This is a genomic window from Sinomicrobium weinanense (assembly GCF_018863395.1).
Lineage (GTDB): Bacteria > Bacteroidota > Bacteroidia > Flavobacteriales > Flavobacteriaceae > Sinomicrobium > Sinomicrobium weinanense.
The window spans coordinates 97834-112760 of the sequence record NZ_JAHKRR010000002.1; the positions used below are offsets into that span (position 1 = coordinate 97834).

Sequence of the window (14927 nt, forward strand, 5' to 3'; positions counted from 1 at the left end):
TATTCGAGTTGGTAAAAGACCACGAAAGAAATTGAATTATAAAACCTGAGATCACCCGAATACCGGGCACTCAAATACTCGAACACTGAAATAAAATGAATTTCGTAAAGACCACGGAACAGGACTCCAATTACCGGGATTTGGAAAAAATGACGGTAAATGAACTTTTACACAACATCAATAAGGAAGATAAAACCGTTCCCCTGGCCGTTGAAAAGGCCATTCCTCAAATAGAGGCCCTGGTAGAACAAATAGTGATAAGGCTGAAGAAAGGCGGCCGCCTTTTCTATATCGGTGCAGGCACGAGCGGAAGGCTGGGCATACTCGACGCCTCCGAATGCCCTCCGACTTATGGAGTGCCGGAACAATTGGTCATAGGCCTTATCGCAGGAGGGGACACTGCCATACGAAAAGCAGTGGAATTTGCCGAAGACAGCAAGGAACAGGCATGGAAAGACCTTAAAGCCTGTGATATATCTTCTGATGATGTGGTTATAGGCATAGCCGCATCAGGGACCACACCCTACGTTATAGGAGGCCTGGAACGGTGCAACAAGAACGGGATCTTAACAGGGTGTATCACCTGCAATGAGAACAGTCCCCTGGCCCTGACTGCAGAATATCCCGTAGTAGCTGTTGTTGGCCCCGAATTTGTCACCGGGAGCTCCCGTATGAAAGCCGGAACTGCCCAGAAACTCATTCTGAACATGATCTCTACGACCTCCATGATCCAATTGGGCCGGGTAAAAGGCAACAAGATGGTGGATATGCAACTCAGCAACATTAAGCTGGTGGACCGCGGTGTAAGAATGATCATGCAGGAGCTTCAGGTTTCCAGGGAAGAAGCTGAGGCCCTGTTACAAAAGCACAAAAACGTAAGGAATGCCATAAAAGCATATCAAGCTGAAAAATAACCGAAAATCACCAGATTTGAGAAGGACAGACCGGAAATTACTCTTAAAAAGCCTGAAATATTTTGCCTATACCGTGATCCTGATGTTTACGGCCCCCATAGTGATCTACCAGGCGTTCAAAAACCAGGAACACGCGTTTTACTGGCCTGTGCTCATCATAGGCCTTCTGGCCGGGATAGGAGCGATCGTTATGGCTTTTATAAGCCTGAAGATGATGATGCGATCCTTTTTCGGGGACTGAAAAAACACAACTCCGTTTCTCACCGGTGTGCAGGTCGTCAGACCGGATAAAAACGGAGCATAGTAAAGCATATAATTTACACCAGTTATTTCCTGACCCTCACCGGATAGGGGGGGCTCTCCATTTTTCGGGGAGGATTTGCCTTTAATTCCTTCATCACTTCTTCTATAGCCCTTTCGAGTTGCGGATCTTTGCCCTGAATAACCTGTTCAGGCCACTGTTCCACCTTTATATCCGGGGCTATTCCTTCATTTTCAATACGGAATCCTTCTTCATTATAGAAAGCCACATTTGGAGCCATGACCGATCCGCCGTCGATAAACTGCGGAAAGCCCAATATACCTACCAGGCCTCCCCAGGTCCTCTTACCTATAAGTTTGCCCAGCTTGAACTTGCGGAACATCCAAGGCAGAAAATCCCCACCGGACCCGGCCGTCTCGTCTATAAGCATTACCTTAGGCCCCTGTATGGAAGCGCTGGGTGATTTGAGGTCATTCCCATATCGGAAATTCCAGTAGGCCTGTTCAGGTCTTTTGAGAATATCTATATAATAATCGGCCAGAGAACCTCCTCCGTTAAATCTTTCATCAATAATAATCGCCTTTTTGTTAGCCTGCGGGAAGAAATACCGCTTAAAATACTTGTGTCCCGCTACCGAGGTATTGGGCACATAGACATAAGCCACTTGTCCGTCCGTAGCTTCGTGTACCTTCTTCATGTTCCCTTCTACCCAGTCCCTGTTCCTCAGGGCCCATTCCGAAGCTACAGGGGTCACTTTTACTTTTCGCGCATCCGATGTACTATTCGTAGTACTTACTGTAAGGGTAACGATCCTGTCTGCGGTATTCTCAAAGAAGCTGTACAGGTTATCTTCGGCCATAACTTCGTTACCATTAACCGCAAGGAGATAATCACCTGCATTCACATTAACGCCAGGTTCGGTGAGAGGAGATCTCAATTCAGGATTCCAGTTGAGTCCTCCGTATATTTTTTTAAAGCGGTAACGGTTCCCTGCCACTTCATAATCTGCACCCAGCAGGCCTCCCTTTATTTTTCCGGGATTGTGCATACGATCTCCCCTGCTCCCGAAACGGTGGTGCCCCACAGCCAACTCACTGAACATCCATTCCATAACACGGTACAAATCACTCCTGCAGGAGAGATCAGGGAGAAATGCCCCGTACTTTTCTTTCATCGCTTTCCAGTCTGCGCCGTGCATTCCGGGATCATAGAAATAGTCCCGGTTTACCCGCCAGGCCTCTTCGAATATATTGTTCCATTCGGCAACCGGGTCTATCTTCACCTGTATGGTACCGAGACCCAGCATTCCGTTATCCGGCTTTTTTCCCGTATCGGTTATCCCCCACTTGCCTTCATTTCGATACAGCATTTTTTCTCCCCTGGCTGCAATGACATAAGCATCCGCTGCCATAATCTCCTCGTCCTTACGCTCATTGAGATCGTATTTATGCAGCATGGCAGGGCTTCCGTTATGTGGGGCGGCAGCCAAGTAAAACAGCTCTCCCTCCTTTGCAATCCCCAGGTCGGAATACATACCCGCGGGTATAGGAATATCCACAATCCTGTGCTCTATATTATCCCAGTCTATGATCAATGGAGGTTCTTCTTTTTTGTTTTTGTCTTTGCCCTTTTCCGTGTCCTCATTTTCTTCCTCCTCTTCTGCCACTGCTTTTTCTTCATCATTTTCCTTTGCAAAAGGGGATCTTGTCTTTTTTTGAAGGGTCACGAGATAGATAGAACTACTCATCTCCATATCGAGGGTCGATTGATCAAACCAGTTCACAACAGGACCGGCATCTGTGGACGCCAGCATATACAGATATTTCCCTGACGGATCGAACACAGGGCTGGAAACATTGGACAAGCCGTCGGAAAGCGGGTAAGATTTGTCTTCTTTTACTGAATACAGATAGGCCCTTTCAAAATGGGTTTCTGTAATGACCGTATAGGCTATCCAGTTGGAATCAGGGGACCAGTCACCAAAGAGGTTCCGGAAAGCACCGGGAACATATTGTTTGTCCGAAGCGATCTTCTTTATTTTCCCGGTAACAATGTTGACCACATAAAAATTTCTGCCGTTATCCACAAAACTTACTTTCTTACTGTCTGGCGACCATCGGACATACGCATAGAAACCTGTCCCTCCCGGACTGATCACTTTTTCCTTGCCCTCGCCGTCTTTGTCCTTTATATGCAGGGCATATTCACCACCGGCATCTGAAAAATACGCTATGGATTTTCCGTCCGGTGACCATTCCGGCATATTTTCGTGCACTCCAGGAGTATTGGTCAGGTTAACAGGGTTTCCCTTTTCAGCAGGAGCAGTAACAATTTCTCCCCTGAAATCCACAACTACCCGTGCTCCCGAAGGTGAAATGGAAATGCTTCGCACATAGTTACTCCCCGATACAAAACGCGGCCGTAGCTCCAGTAGGTCCGTAGCGATACCTACTTCAATATGGTCAATGTTCCCACTGGCTGTTTCGTAAATATGCAGATAACCCGCCTGTTCAAAGACAACCTGCCCGTTGTGAACGGCGAGGTCCATTACCGGAAAGTCCTCATAGTGGGTCAGTTGTACAATTTCCTTTGTCTCCGTGTCATAGGAAAAGAGATTGAACTCCCCGTTCCTGTCACTTCGGAAATATATTCTGGAGTCCATCCATTCAGGATTGGAGTCATTGCATCCACCCGCAGGTTTCGGAATCTCGACTACAGAGTGATCTTCCGTATTATACAGCCATATCCGACTAATGGTTCCTCCACGATAGTGTTTCCATTGTTTAAAAGCATCAAAAAGAGGTGTGTAGGCAATATGTTTTCCGTCCGGTGCATAACTGGCCCAAAATGCATTGGGTATATCCAGCTGGGTTACTTTTCCGCCTTCCACGCTCATGGTAAACAGTTGGTCAAAGCGGTTGGTAAAGGTACTTCGCTGGGAAGCGAACAATACTCTTTTGCCATCGGGCGAAAATCCTCTGACAGTATCGTCATAGGGATGCCAGGTGAGACGACGGGGCACTCCCCCTGTTACCGGGACTATATATACATCGGTACTGCCGTCATATTCGGCATTGAAAGCTACCAGGGAGCCATCGGGTGAAAATACAGGGTTGGATTCAATACCTTCGTCTATGGTAAGCCTTCGCGGATTGGAACCGTCCTTGTTGGCTACCCAAAGGTCTTCTGCATAAATAAAAGCTATGTGAGTATCGCTAAGGGCAGGTTGCGACAACAAACGGGTATTTTCCGGGTCGGGAGCACTTTTTAGCAGGGCCAGGTTAAATAAAATAAGAATAAAGGCAAGAAATGTTCTGGTCTGGTTTTTCATGGTCGTTTTTTTTAGATTGTGATATGCAGAGCGCGCAGGGAAGGCATCGGGAACAATACCTGAAACCGGTAACCGTGGAAGGGTACCGGCTGCAGGTATAGCTGTCTTTAACTATTACTCGTTTTCTTTTAAAACGGTAAATTCAATGGCAGAAGAGTTGTATACCCTATGGGTCTGCTTTTGAAAGTCTTCTTCTTTGGCGTAGAAAATATTATCCACATAGGTTTGGGGATTACGGTCGATAAGCGGGAACCATGTACTTTGCACCTGCACCTGGATCTTGTGCCCCTTTTTAAAAGTGTGGAACACGTCCTGTAATTTTATATCCACATTGGTCTCTTCATTGGGCACAAAGGGTTCGGGCTTTTCAAAACTGTTCCTGAAACGGCCCCGCATCACCTCGCTGCGCACCATCATGTGATAGTTGCTCATCTTCAGGTACTCCTGGGTCTCTTCATAATCTTCGGCATCGGGAGGATAGACATCGATGACCTTTACGATCCAGTCGGCATCCGTTCCGGTGGTGGACACCCTGAGTTTGGCCAGGATATCACCGGCCAGGGTAATATCTTTATCCAGCACCCCTGTCTCAAAAACAAGTACATCGGGCCTTCGGGCGGCAAAACGCTGGTCGTCCGTCATATACTTCCTCGGGGTAAATACCATTTTTATATCTTCGGAATAAGGGACCGGTTTTTTAGGGTCACTGACAAACTCCTGATAAGAATATTCCATGGTCATCACCTGCGACAAGCTCTGGTTCTGTCCCATGCCATACACTTCCTTGGTTGTGTTTTCGGGAGGCCAGGTATCGAATTTTTTCCATTCCCGTCGTCCGGTATCAAACATATAGGCTTCGGGCAGGCCGGAATTTTTGTCTCCGCTGCCCTTGAGGAAATGATTAAAGAACCTGGTTTCTATCTCGTCCTGGAAAAACTCGGAAATACCATCTCCGAAATACACATTACCTATGGCCTGGCGCCCTTTTTTCCTGGCCCAGTCCCCATGGCTCCAGGGGCCTACAACTATGGTATTATAGTTGTCGCTTCTTTTTTCGATATTTTTATATGTGGCCAGTGGCCCGTAAAGGTCTTCGGCATCGAACCATCCGCCTACGACCATAACTGCCGGTTTTATCTTTTCCAGGTGCTGGATGATGCCCCTGGTTTTCCAGAAATCGTCATAATTGGGATGATCTTTTAATTGCTGCCAGAATACATTATCTTCCTTATAATATTTATCGAGCTTGGAGAGTGGGCCGGCATCCAGGAAAAACTGGTACTGGTCTTTCGTACCCAGTTCCGGAAATTCATACCATGCTTCTGTTGTGGGCTTGTCTTTCATATAACCAAAAAGCGCCGTAGCTCTCCAATAGCTCAACAGATAAGCACCGTTATGGTGAAAATCATCAAAAAAGAAATCCCCTATACAGGCCTGGGGTGAAACGGCTTTTAGTGCCGGGTGTGCATCCAGCAGGGAATAGGTAGAATAAAACCCGGGATAGGATATGCCCCATACGCCTACTTTTCCGTTATTGTTGGGAATGTTCTTTACCAGCCAGTCTATGGTGTCGTAAGTATCGGAGGCTTCGTCGGTCTGTTTCCGTTTTTTATTCGGAACGTAAGCCCTCATATTGTCATATGTCCCTTCACTGTTCCAACGTCCTCTTACATCTTCGTAAACGATGATATTGCCTTCTTCCATCATGGTTTCATTAGGGCCTATCTTGGAACGGTACTGCCCTTCTCCATAGGGAGCACAGCTATACGGCGTTCGTTGGAGCAATATCGGGTATTTCCGGGACTTGTCCTTAGGGCTATAGATCGTAGCATGCAGCTTTATACCATCTCGCATGGCAATAGTTACTTCCTGTTTGTCATAATGTTCCTTTACATCATATTCCTGTGCAAAACAGGAAATAAAGGCAAACATCACAAACAGCAATGCAGAAGTTTTTTTCATAATTCGGAGTTTTACTTATGGAAATGTATTATAAAAAGTAAATATATAACAAAAAAGTACGGCCACAACCGTACTTTCCTGTGTTTTATAAAAAGAGCGTAGTTATTTAACACTCTCCTTTCCGGCTTTAAGCCAGTTATAATACGTCTCCTCATCGGTGTATTTCTGCGGAGGGCCCAACAGTTCCAGATCCGGGGTCATGATAATATAGTAAGGCTGCGATGCCGTATGGAAATTGATCGCCTGGAAGGTCGCCCACTTCTCCCCTATCGTCCGGATCTGCTTTACCCGGCCAGACTCCAACCGGTAGTTGAACTGTTTGTCATCCGGAAGTTCCTTTCGGTCGTCTATGTACAGGGAGATCAGCACATAGTCATCTTTCAACAGCTCATAGACCCGGGGAACACTCCAGACATTCTCTTCCATCTTCCGGCAGTTGACACACGCCCAGCCTGTAAAATCCAATAGTATCGGCTTGTTGTTCGCCTTGGCATAGGCCAAACCTTCATCAAAGTCCTTGAAACAGTTGATCCCCAACGGACAGTCGCTCTCCTGTTGTTTGACACTGTAAAACATCGGCGGAGGGAAACCACTGAGCAATTTCAGGTTGGCACCCCATAGCCCCGGGACCAGGTAGATCACAAAGGCTGCTACCAGTACACCGGAGGCGATGCGGATAAAGCCCAGTTTCTTTAAAGGGCCGTCATGCGGGAACTTGATCTTGCCGAACAGGTAAATGGCCATCAAGCCGAAGATCACAATCCAGATGCCGATAAAGATCTCACGTTTTAAAATTCCCCAGTGTTGGACCAGGTCCGCATTGGACAGGAATTTAAAGGCCAGGGCCAACTCCAGAAAGCCCAGCACCACTTTCACCGTGGTCATCCACCCGCCCGATTTCGGCAGGGAGTTCAGCCAGTTCGGGAACAGGGCAAACAGTGCAAAGGGTAAAGCCAGGGCAAAACCAAAGCCAGTGATCCCTGCGGTAAGCTGGGTCGCTCCCCCTTCGGCCGTCAGCGAGCCTACCAATAAAGACCCTAGGATAGGACCGGTACATGAAAAGGACACGATGGCCAGGGTCAATGCCATAAAAAAGATACCGATGAGCCCTCCCGTTCCGGAGGCCGAGTCCATCTTATTCCCCCAGGAACTGGGTAAGGTCAGTTCGTAATACCCGAAAAACGAAAAGGCAAAGAACACAAAGATCACAAAGAAAATGACATTGAGCCAGACATTGGTCGAGATCGTATTCAGGATCTCGGGGTCGATACTGTCCAGAAAGTGGAACGGGATACTCAGCAGCATATAGATCACCACGATAAACACCCCGTAGAGTATTGCATTGGAGATCCCTTTTTTCCGGTTGCCCGACTGCTTGGTAAAGAAAGACACCGTCAGCGGGATCATCGGGAATACACAAGGGGTCAGCAGTGCCAAAAGCCCCCCCAAAAAGCCCAGCACAAAGATGCCCATAAGACCACCCCCGCCGCTTTGACCCTGGTCCCCGCCTTTTAACTGTTCCGGGTTTTGAAGCTCCAGTTTTAAGTTTTTAGACAAGAGCGCGCTCTTCTCATCCACTTCGAGCTGTTTGACCACCGCTTTACCACCATCCAGCGAAAAGGCCAGGTCGGCATCGGCAAAAATACAGCTCTGGTCGTCGCAGGCCTGGTATTCCACCAATCCCTGTATCACCTTGAGATCGGGCTTCAGCAGTTTGATCTTTTGCTTAAAAACGGCTTCCCCGTCAAAATAGGAAAGCTCCATGTCGAAGATATTGTCGTATTCCGTATGCGATTCGCTTTCTTCCAGGCCCCCCACCAGTTCGTAATCTTTCCCGGCACCTTCGAAAGTAAAGGACGTAGGGATAGGGCCGCCTTCCGGGATATTGGTAGTATACAGGTGCCAGTGTTCTATGATGGACGCCGTCATGACCAACTGGTATTCCGTGTCTGACAGCTTTTCCACGGAAGTGTCCCAGGTCACCTGGTCCCCGGGCTGGGCCGAGACCCCGGAGGAAAACAGTATTGAAAAAAGTCCGATCAGGATGGGAAGTATATGTTTCATTTTATTCGTGATATGTTAGTTTAGTGTGTCTTTATTAGATTTGAGATTTTAGCTATCAGATTTAGATATTCTACTTATTATTCGGAAGGGTTTAGCACCACACTCATTTTGTTCACAGTATCCAGAGTTATTTTATACCTGTTGTCCAGGCGGTGGCCTATCACCCACACGATATCGTCCCCGGAGCACAACAGCCAGATCTTTTGTTTGTCCAGTACTGATATTTTCTCGTCCTTGAAGAACTTGCTCAGTTTCTTTCTGTTGGACATTCCCAGGGGATAAAAATAGTCGCCTTTTTCCCATTTCCTGACAATCAGGGGGTACTTTAACTTATCTTTATCAATCAGGACTGTATTTTTCTGGTTTTCCCCTAATTCTTTTCCTTCAAAAAATTTTAAATGCAACGGTTCCGTGATTTCCTTAACATCTTCATCAACAGTATAACACCCCGTTTTTGAACCCTTTAACGGCTCTATGAGGAGGTTTTCCCTGTCCTTCACCATAATATATCCGCGGGAAGTTATACGCTTCCCCGACATGGCATGCAACAGTTTCCGGACTTCATCCACCGGAAAAGAAAAATCCTTGAACAGGTAGTACAGGTAAGACTCCAACGGGCTTAATCTGCCAAGCAGGGAAATATCGACGATCCATCGTTCTCCTTCTTTTTTTATTATCTTTTCCTTTATTTCTTCCACATGTTTTTTCAGGATGGTTTCGCATTCCGACAAATGATGCTGGGTTCTCCTGAATTGTTCCAGAAAATCAGGGGACAACATTTTTAACTGCGGAACAATGTCGTGCCTGATCTTGTTCCTCAGGTACCTGGTATCTACATTACTACTGTCCTCTCTCCACTGCCAGCCGTTTTTTTTCAGATAAGAAAAGATCTCCTCCCTGGAAAAGGGCAGCAAGGGGCGTATGACCTTCCCGTTAACAGGTGGAATACCGGAAAGTCCTTCGATACCCGTACCCCTGGAGAGGTTAATAAGAAAGGTTTCCAGGTTGTCATCGGCATGATGAGCGGTGAGCAGGTAGTCGAAATTCAGGGTATCCTGCAGTTGGGCAAACCAGTTATACCTCAGTTCGCGTGCGGCCAGTTGTATGGAAAGGCCGTGTTCACCGGCATAGGCTTTGGTGTTGAAATGTTCTGTATAGACACTTACTTCCAGTTGCTTGGAAAGTTCCCGGACAAATTTTTCGTCTTTGTCGCTTTCTTCTCCGCGCAAATGAAAGTTGCAGTGGGCCAGTGCCATATCCAGCCCCGAAAGGTGGCAGAGCCGGGCCAGGACTACGCTGTCAATCCCTCCGCTGATGGCCACCAGTAACTTTGCATCTTTCAAAAATGGAAAGTCTTGTGTTATATGCTCTTTGAACTGTTCTAACATCCGGCTAAAATAATGGTTCTTCTTTAAAGCCAAAAATCGGGGGTGATACCGTTTTCACATCACCGATCATTATAAGTTTTACCCCGCCAACAACCAAAGGTCCCAAGCTCCCGGATAAAACTTAGGAGTTGTTTTAGTATCGGGTTATTATTCCTCCAATACCCTCCGCATGGCCCGGGCCTTTATCAGGCACTCCTCATATTCCTTTTCCGGGACGGATTCCCCGGTGATGGCCCCGCCAACTGTGAAAGACACATACTTGTCTGCCGCATTATACAATATACTCCGGATAACCACATTAAAATCAAAATCTCCCGAGGGGGTAAAATATCCTACCGCACCGCTGTACAGCCCGCGTTTTGTCTCTTCCAGTTTTTCTATGATCTTCATGGCCGATATCTTGGGGGCTCCTGTCATGCTGCCCATGGGAAAGGTGGACCGGATAATATCCACAGAAGATATATCGTCCTCAACTTCAGACGTTACGGTAGATATAAGCTGATGCACCTGTTCAAAAGTATACACCTCGCACAATTCCTCCACCCGAACACTGCCTTTTTTTGCTGTTACGGAAAGGTCGTTGCGCACCAGGTCTACGATCATAATATTTTCTGAACGCTCCTTAGGCGTGTTTTCCAGGTCGTGTTTCAACTGCTGGTCTTCTTCCGGGTCTTCGGCACGTCTGGCCGTTCCTTTTATAGGTTGGGAAACCACCTTGTTTCCCGTTCTTTTCAGGTATCTTTCCGGTGACGCCGATATCAGGTATTTATCTTCCAGCTTCAGGTAAGCCGCAAAGGGTGGCCGGGAAATGGCATTGAGCCCGAAAAATGCCTTTAGCGGGGATATACCTGCCTCCTCTGTATAAAATTCCTGGCAGAAATTAGCTTCGTAAATATCGCCCCGGCGGATGTGTACCAGCATCTGTTCCACTTTTTGCAAGTAGGCTTCCCGAGGTATTCTTGCTTTTATGCCCTCACCCGGTATCGGGCGTAATTCCGGAGTGTCTTTCTCTTCCATATCCCGCACGGCATTAAAATCCTCCTCCACTTCGTCATCCACCATGGGGAGATAGTGAAATTTTGCGGTGTTCCCTTTTATAAAGATCATTTTTTTAGGCTGAAAAAAATACAGCTCCGGGAAATGCAAATGGTCCGTATTGGAAGAAGTCAGCTTCTCCACGTCATTTTTAAGGTCATAAGACAGGTAACCGAATATCCAGTCGGCCGTAGTGGCCTGATATTCCTTTAAGTCGTCAAAGGCATGGTGATGATCGGTTTTTATGGCGGTCAGGGCATCTACCGCCAGCACTGCGTCAAAAGACGGGTATAAATGTTGGTAATCATTGCTGTCCAGCCATATGACCTCTGTATATTGTTGTGCCCATAAAAGTAGTTTTTCCTTAAATCCGCCCCCGTCTTCCAGGGGAAATACAACTTCAGTTCTCCGCATCCTTCGGTTTTAGAAAATAAGAATGTTACAAATTTAACAAATCCTTTACGAAAGATACGCGACGAAAAGGAAAATATTTTGTAGTATTGCAATGTGAAAAACAAGCACTGAGGTTATTACGGATCATAAAAGAATCCACCTCTTTATTTTTACAAAATGGAAAATAGTCACAACATATTAACTTCTCTTCAACTGAGGCTTCCGGTTTCAGTTATTCGCCCTGTTGTGCGCCGTATCCGCCGTCGCCCGTAAGGGTGTACTTCTGTTTTGGAGCCCAGGTGAGTCCGGCTCCCCTCTCAAAGAAATCTGATATACTTTTTTCAACCAAGTACAAGCAACATGGATATTGTTATTGCTAACAAGTCGCATATTAAACATGCTACTGTTATCTGTGATACCATAGAAGAATCTGCCAAGGTAAGAGGTACCGGTATTGCCAAAAGGACACCGGAATACATCATCTCCAAGATAGAGAACGGTAACGCAGTAATAGCGGTAGACGGGGATAAATTCGCCGGGTTTTGTTATATTGAAGCCTGGGGACACGGAAAGTTCGTGGCCAATTCCGGACTCATCGTACATCCGGACTACCGAAAAATAGGACTGGCCAAAAAGATCAAGAAGACCACATTTGAGTATTCGCGGACAAAATACCCCGATGCCAAGATATTCGGCATAACCACCGGGTTGGCCGTGATGAAGATCAATTACGAACTGGGATACAAACCCGTAACCTTTTCCGAACTGACAGACGACCCCACCTTCTGGAAAGGCTGCCAGACCTGTAAGAACTACGATATCCTGCAACGGACCCAGCAAAAAATGTGTCTTTGCACCGGCATGATGTACGACCCGAAAGAAAAGGAGAATAAAAAACAAAAACACCCCTATAACAGCAAGGTACTTCAAAGGTTGAAAAACATAAAACAGGCCCTCCTGTTAAAAAAGAAAAAACCAGCCAAAAATTCTATAATCCCTTTGGAAGAAGGGTATATCAGCTTAAAGAAAGTCATGGCAAAATTTAAAGGGAAATAAGTTGGGGAGTTTTGGAGTTCTGGAGTCTTGGAGTTTTTTAGTTATCTATACTCCCGGACGTATCAACTCCAAAACTAAAAAACCATTAAAACGATAAATACGGTTTAGGAGCACGGAGATAAGACAATACCCAACTCATCAACTCCAAAACTAAAAAACTATTAAAAACGATAAATACGGTTTCGGAGCGCGGAGATAAGACAACACCCAACTCATCAACTCCAAAACTCCAAAACTAAAAAACTATTAAAACAATGAAAAAACTCGTTTTGGCTTACAGCGGAGGATTGGACACTTCATACTGCGCAAAATATCTATCCCGGGAAAAAGGTTATGAAGTCCATGCCGTAAGCGTAAACACCGGGGGTTTTACGCCCGAAGAACAAAAGGACATTGAAGGAAAAGCCCTGAAACTGGGCGTGGCCACATACAGCAATATCGATGCAGTTAACTCTTTCTATGACAAGGTAGTAAGACACCTTATCTATGGTAATGTTTTAAAGAACAACACCTACCCTCTTTCCGTAAGTGCCGAACGGATCGTTCAGGCCATAGAGATCATTAACTATGCAAAAAAGATCGGTGCCAAATACATTGCCCACGGAAGCACAGGGGCCGGGAACGACCAGGTCCGGTTTGACATGATCTTCCAGATCCTCGCCCCGGAAATAGAGATCATCACTCCTATCCGCGACGAGCAGCTTTCCCGGCAGCAAGAGATCGAGTACCTGAAAAAAAACGGGGTCGACATGTCCTGGGAAAAAGCCAAATATTCCATCAACAAGGGGCTTTGGGGCACCAGTGTAGGTGGCGACGAAACCCTGACCTCTCACCTTTCCCTCCCCGAGGAAGCCTGGCCCAGTCAACTGGAAAACGATGGTTCTCAAAAAATAAAACTCACCTTTAAAGAGGGCGAGCTCATAGCTATAAACGACAAAGAGGATAGCCCGGTAAGCAATATCCAGCTCCTGAATGATATTGCCTCCAAATACGCTATCGGAAGGGATATCCATATAGGCGATACCATTATCGGCATCAAGGGAAGAGTAGGTTTTGAAGCCGCTGCGCCGCTTATCATCATCAAGGCGCACCACACTCTGGAAAAACACGTACTTACCAAATGGCAGCAACACCACAAGGAATACCTGGCCAACTGGTACGGCATGCTTCTCCATGAAGGCCAATACCTGGATGAGGTGATGCGGAATATCGAAGCCTTCCTTTCCGACACGCAAAAGAACGTGACCGGCCATGTTTTCGTAACCCTTCATCCCTATCGGTTTGTGGTGGATGGCATCCAGTCTCCCCACGACCTGATGAACGCTTCGTTCGGAAGCTACGGTGAGATGAACAAGGGCTGGACGGCAGACGATGCCAAAGGATTTATCAAGATAAATTCCAATCAGAACAAGATCTATTATCACGTCAATAAAATGAGCTAACAGGTTTCCAAGCTATTCAGTAGAGACGCACGGCCGTGCGTCGCAACGTGATGGGCCTGTGCACCTCAAATGAGCAATAAATCTAAAATTTAAAAAATGATACAAGCAGGAATCATAGGCGGTGCCGGATATACGGCAGGAGAACTGATACGGCTCCTCCTCCGGCATCCCGCAGCAGAAATAAATTTCGTTTACAGCACTTCCAATGCCGGGAACCTGATAAGCGATGTTCATCAGGACCTGCTCGGGGAGACAGAACAGAAATTTACCAGTGAAATAAACACCGATGTCGATGTGCTTTTTCTTTGCCTTGGGCATGGAAACTCCAAATCCTTCCTCGAAAAACACAGTTTTTCCGCCCAAACGAAGATCATAGATCTCAGCAATGACTTCCGGTTGAGCCCGGATGCCGATTTTAACGGTATGCACTTCGTATACGGATTGCCCGAACTCAATAAGGCTGAGATTGAAAACGCACAGTATATCGCCAACCCGGGATGCTTTGCTACGGCCATACAACTGGCATTGCTTCCGTTGGCACAGCACGACTTGTTACAGCACGATGTACACGTCAACGCCGTTACCGGGGCCACCGGGGCAGGCACATCCCTGTCGCCCACCTCGCATTTCCCGTGGAGAGACAACAATTTTTCGTATTACAAGCCCTTTACCCATCAGCATTTGGGAGAAATAGGACAAAGTATCACTCAATTACAAAACAATTTCGACAGGGACATCCTTTTTATGCCCAACCGGGGGAATTTTTCCAGGGGGATCTTTGCCACGGCCTATACCGAATGTACCGAAGATCTTGAAAAGATAAAGGAATTATACAAGGCATTTTACAAAAATGCTGCTTTCACAACGGTTAGCGACAAAGAGCTGCACCTCAAACAGGTGGTCAACACCAACAAGTGCCTTATCCATTTGCATAAGCACAAAAACAAACTGCTGATCACCTCCATCATCGACAACCTGACCAAAGGTGCATCCGGACAGGCCATACACAATATGAACCTGATCTTCGGATTGGAGGAGAGCCTGGGATTGCAATTAAAGGCCGCTTATTTTTAAGTACGA

General features: G+C 46.6%; 10 protein-coding genes. 5 read left to right on the plus strand and 5 right to left on the minus strand.

The genetic code is table 11. The features are described from left to right. Positions 1-95: 95 nt before the first annotated feature. Together murQ and KN811_RS06115 are read left to right on the plus strand one after the other, a co-directional pair. Entirely contained in the window at positions 96-914 is an 819-nt protein-coding gene (murQ, locus tag KN811_RS06110; RefSeq protein WP_187964470.1) for an N-acetylmuramic acid 6-phosphate etherase, read from the plus strand. 16 nt (positions 915-930) lie between these two features. Beyond that, positions 931-1155: a DUF6095 family protein gene (locus KN811_RS06115; protein ID WP_187964469.1), complete on the plus strand. Its 225-nt coding sequence runs from the start codon at positions 931-933 to the stop codon at positions 1153-1155. Positions 1156-1240: 85 nt separating this feature from the next. On the opposite strand, the gene KN811_RS06120 is transcribed toward KN811_RS06115, so the two are convergent. The 5 genes from KN811_RS06120 to KN811_RS06140 form a co-directional block, all read right to left on the minus strand. Next, a complete protein-coding gene (locus KN811_RS06120; RefSeq protein ID WP_187964468.1) occupies positions 1241-4507 on the minus strand; it encodes a S41 family peptidase in 3267 nt (1088 codons plus the stop codon). A 114-nt stretch (positions 4508-4621) separates the two neighbouring features. Beyond that, the gene (locus tag KN811_RS06125; RefSeq protein ID WP_187964467.1) at positions 4622-6469 is read right to left on the minus strand and encodes a CocE/NonD family hydrolase; all 1848 of its coding nucleotides are present in this window, start codon (positions 6467-6469) and stop codon (positions 4622-4624) included. A 102-nt stretch (positions 6470-6571) separates the two neighbouring features. Next, on the minus strand, positions 6572-8533 hold the full coding sequence (locus KN811_RS06130) for a protein-disulfide reductase DsbD family protein (RefSeq protein WP_216334723.1): 1962 nt from the start codon (positions 8531-8533) through the stop codon (positions 6572-6574). Positions 8534-8610: 77 nt separating this feature from the next. Beyond that, a complete protein-coding gene (gene tilS, locus KN811_RS06135; protein WP_247716416.1) occupies positions 8611-9876 on the minus strand; it encodes a tRNA lysidine(34) synthetase TilS in 1266 nt (421 codons plus the stop codon). 192 nt (positions 9877-10068) lie between these two features. Further along, complete coding sequence (locus tag KN811_RS06140) at positions 10069-11370, minus strand: anthranilate synthase component I family protein (protein WP_187967631.1); 1302 nt, start codon at positions 11368-11370, stop codon at positions 10069-10071. 339 nt (positions 11371-11709) lie between these two features. On the opposite strand from KN811_RS06140, the gene KN811_RS06145 reads away from it, so the two are divergent. The 3 genes from KN811_RS06145 (at position 11710) to argC (ending at position 14921) form a co-directional block, all read left to right on the plus strand. After that, positions 11710-12405 (plus strand): GNAT family N-acetyltransferase, encoded by a 696-nt coding sequence (locus KN811_RS06145; RefSeq protein ID WP_247716417.1) that lies wholly within the window; start codon positions 11710-11712, stop codon positions 12403-12405. 254 nt (positions 12406-12659) lie between these two features. Then, complete coding sequence (argG, locus tag KN811_RS06150; RefSeq protein WP_187967630.1) at positions 12660-13847, plus strand: argininosuccinate synthase; 1188 nt, start codon at positions 12660-12662, stop codon at positions 13845-13847. A 96-nt stretch (positions 13848-13943) separates the two neighbouring features. Further along, positions 13944-14921 (plus strand): N-acetyl-gamma-glutamyl-phosphate reductase, encoded by a 978-nt coding sequence (gene argC / locus KN811_RS06155; RefSeq protein ID WP_187967629.1) that lies wholly within the window; start codon positions 13944-13946, stop codon positions 14919-14921. Positions 14922-14927: the final 6 nt, after the last annotated feature.

Excerpts from the sequence above, each read along its gene's own strand:
- murQ (WP_187964470.1), top strand. The coding sequence starts at position 96 with ATGAATTTCGTAAAGACCACGGAACAGGACTCCAATTACCGGGATTTG.
- KN811_RS06120 (WP_187964468.1), bottom strand. The coding sequence starts at position 4,507 with ATGAAAAACCAGACCAGAACATTTCTTGCCTTTATTCTTATTTTATTT.
- KN811_RS06125 (WP_187964467.1), bottom strand. The coding sequence starts at position 6,469 with ATGAAAAAAACTTCTGCATTGCTGTTTGTGATGTTTGCCTTTATTTCC.
- KN811_RS06130 (WP_216334723.1), bottom strand. The coding sequence starts at position 8,533 with ATGAAACATATACTTCCCATCCTGATCGGACTTTTTTCAATACTGTTT.
- KN811_RS06140 (WP_187967631.1), bottom strand. The coding sequence starts at position 11,370 with ATGCGGAGAACTGAAGTTGTATTTCCCCTGGAAGACGGGGGCGGATTT.
- KN811_RS06145 (WP_247716417.1), top strand. The coding sequence starts at position 11,710 with ATGGATATTGTTATTGCTAACAAGTCGCATATTAAACATGCTACTGTT.
- argG (WP_187967630.1), top strand. The coding sequence starts at position 12,660 with ATGAAAAAACTCGTTTTGGCTTACAGCGGAGGATTGGACACTTCATAC.
- argC (WP_187967629.1), top strand. The coding sequence starts at position 13,944 with ATGATACAAGCAGGAATCATAGGCGGTGCCGGATATACGGCAGGAGAA.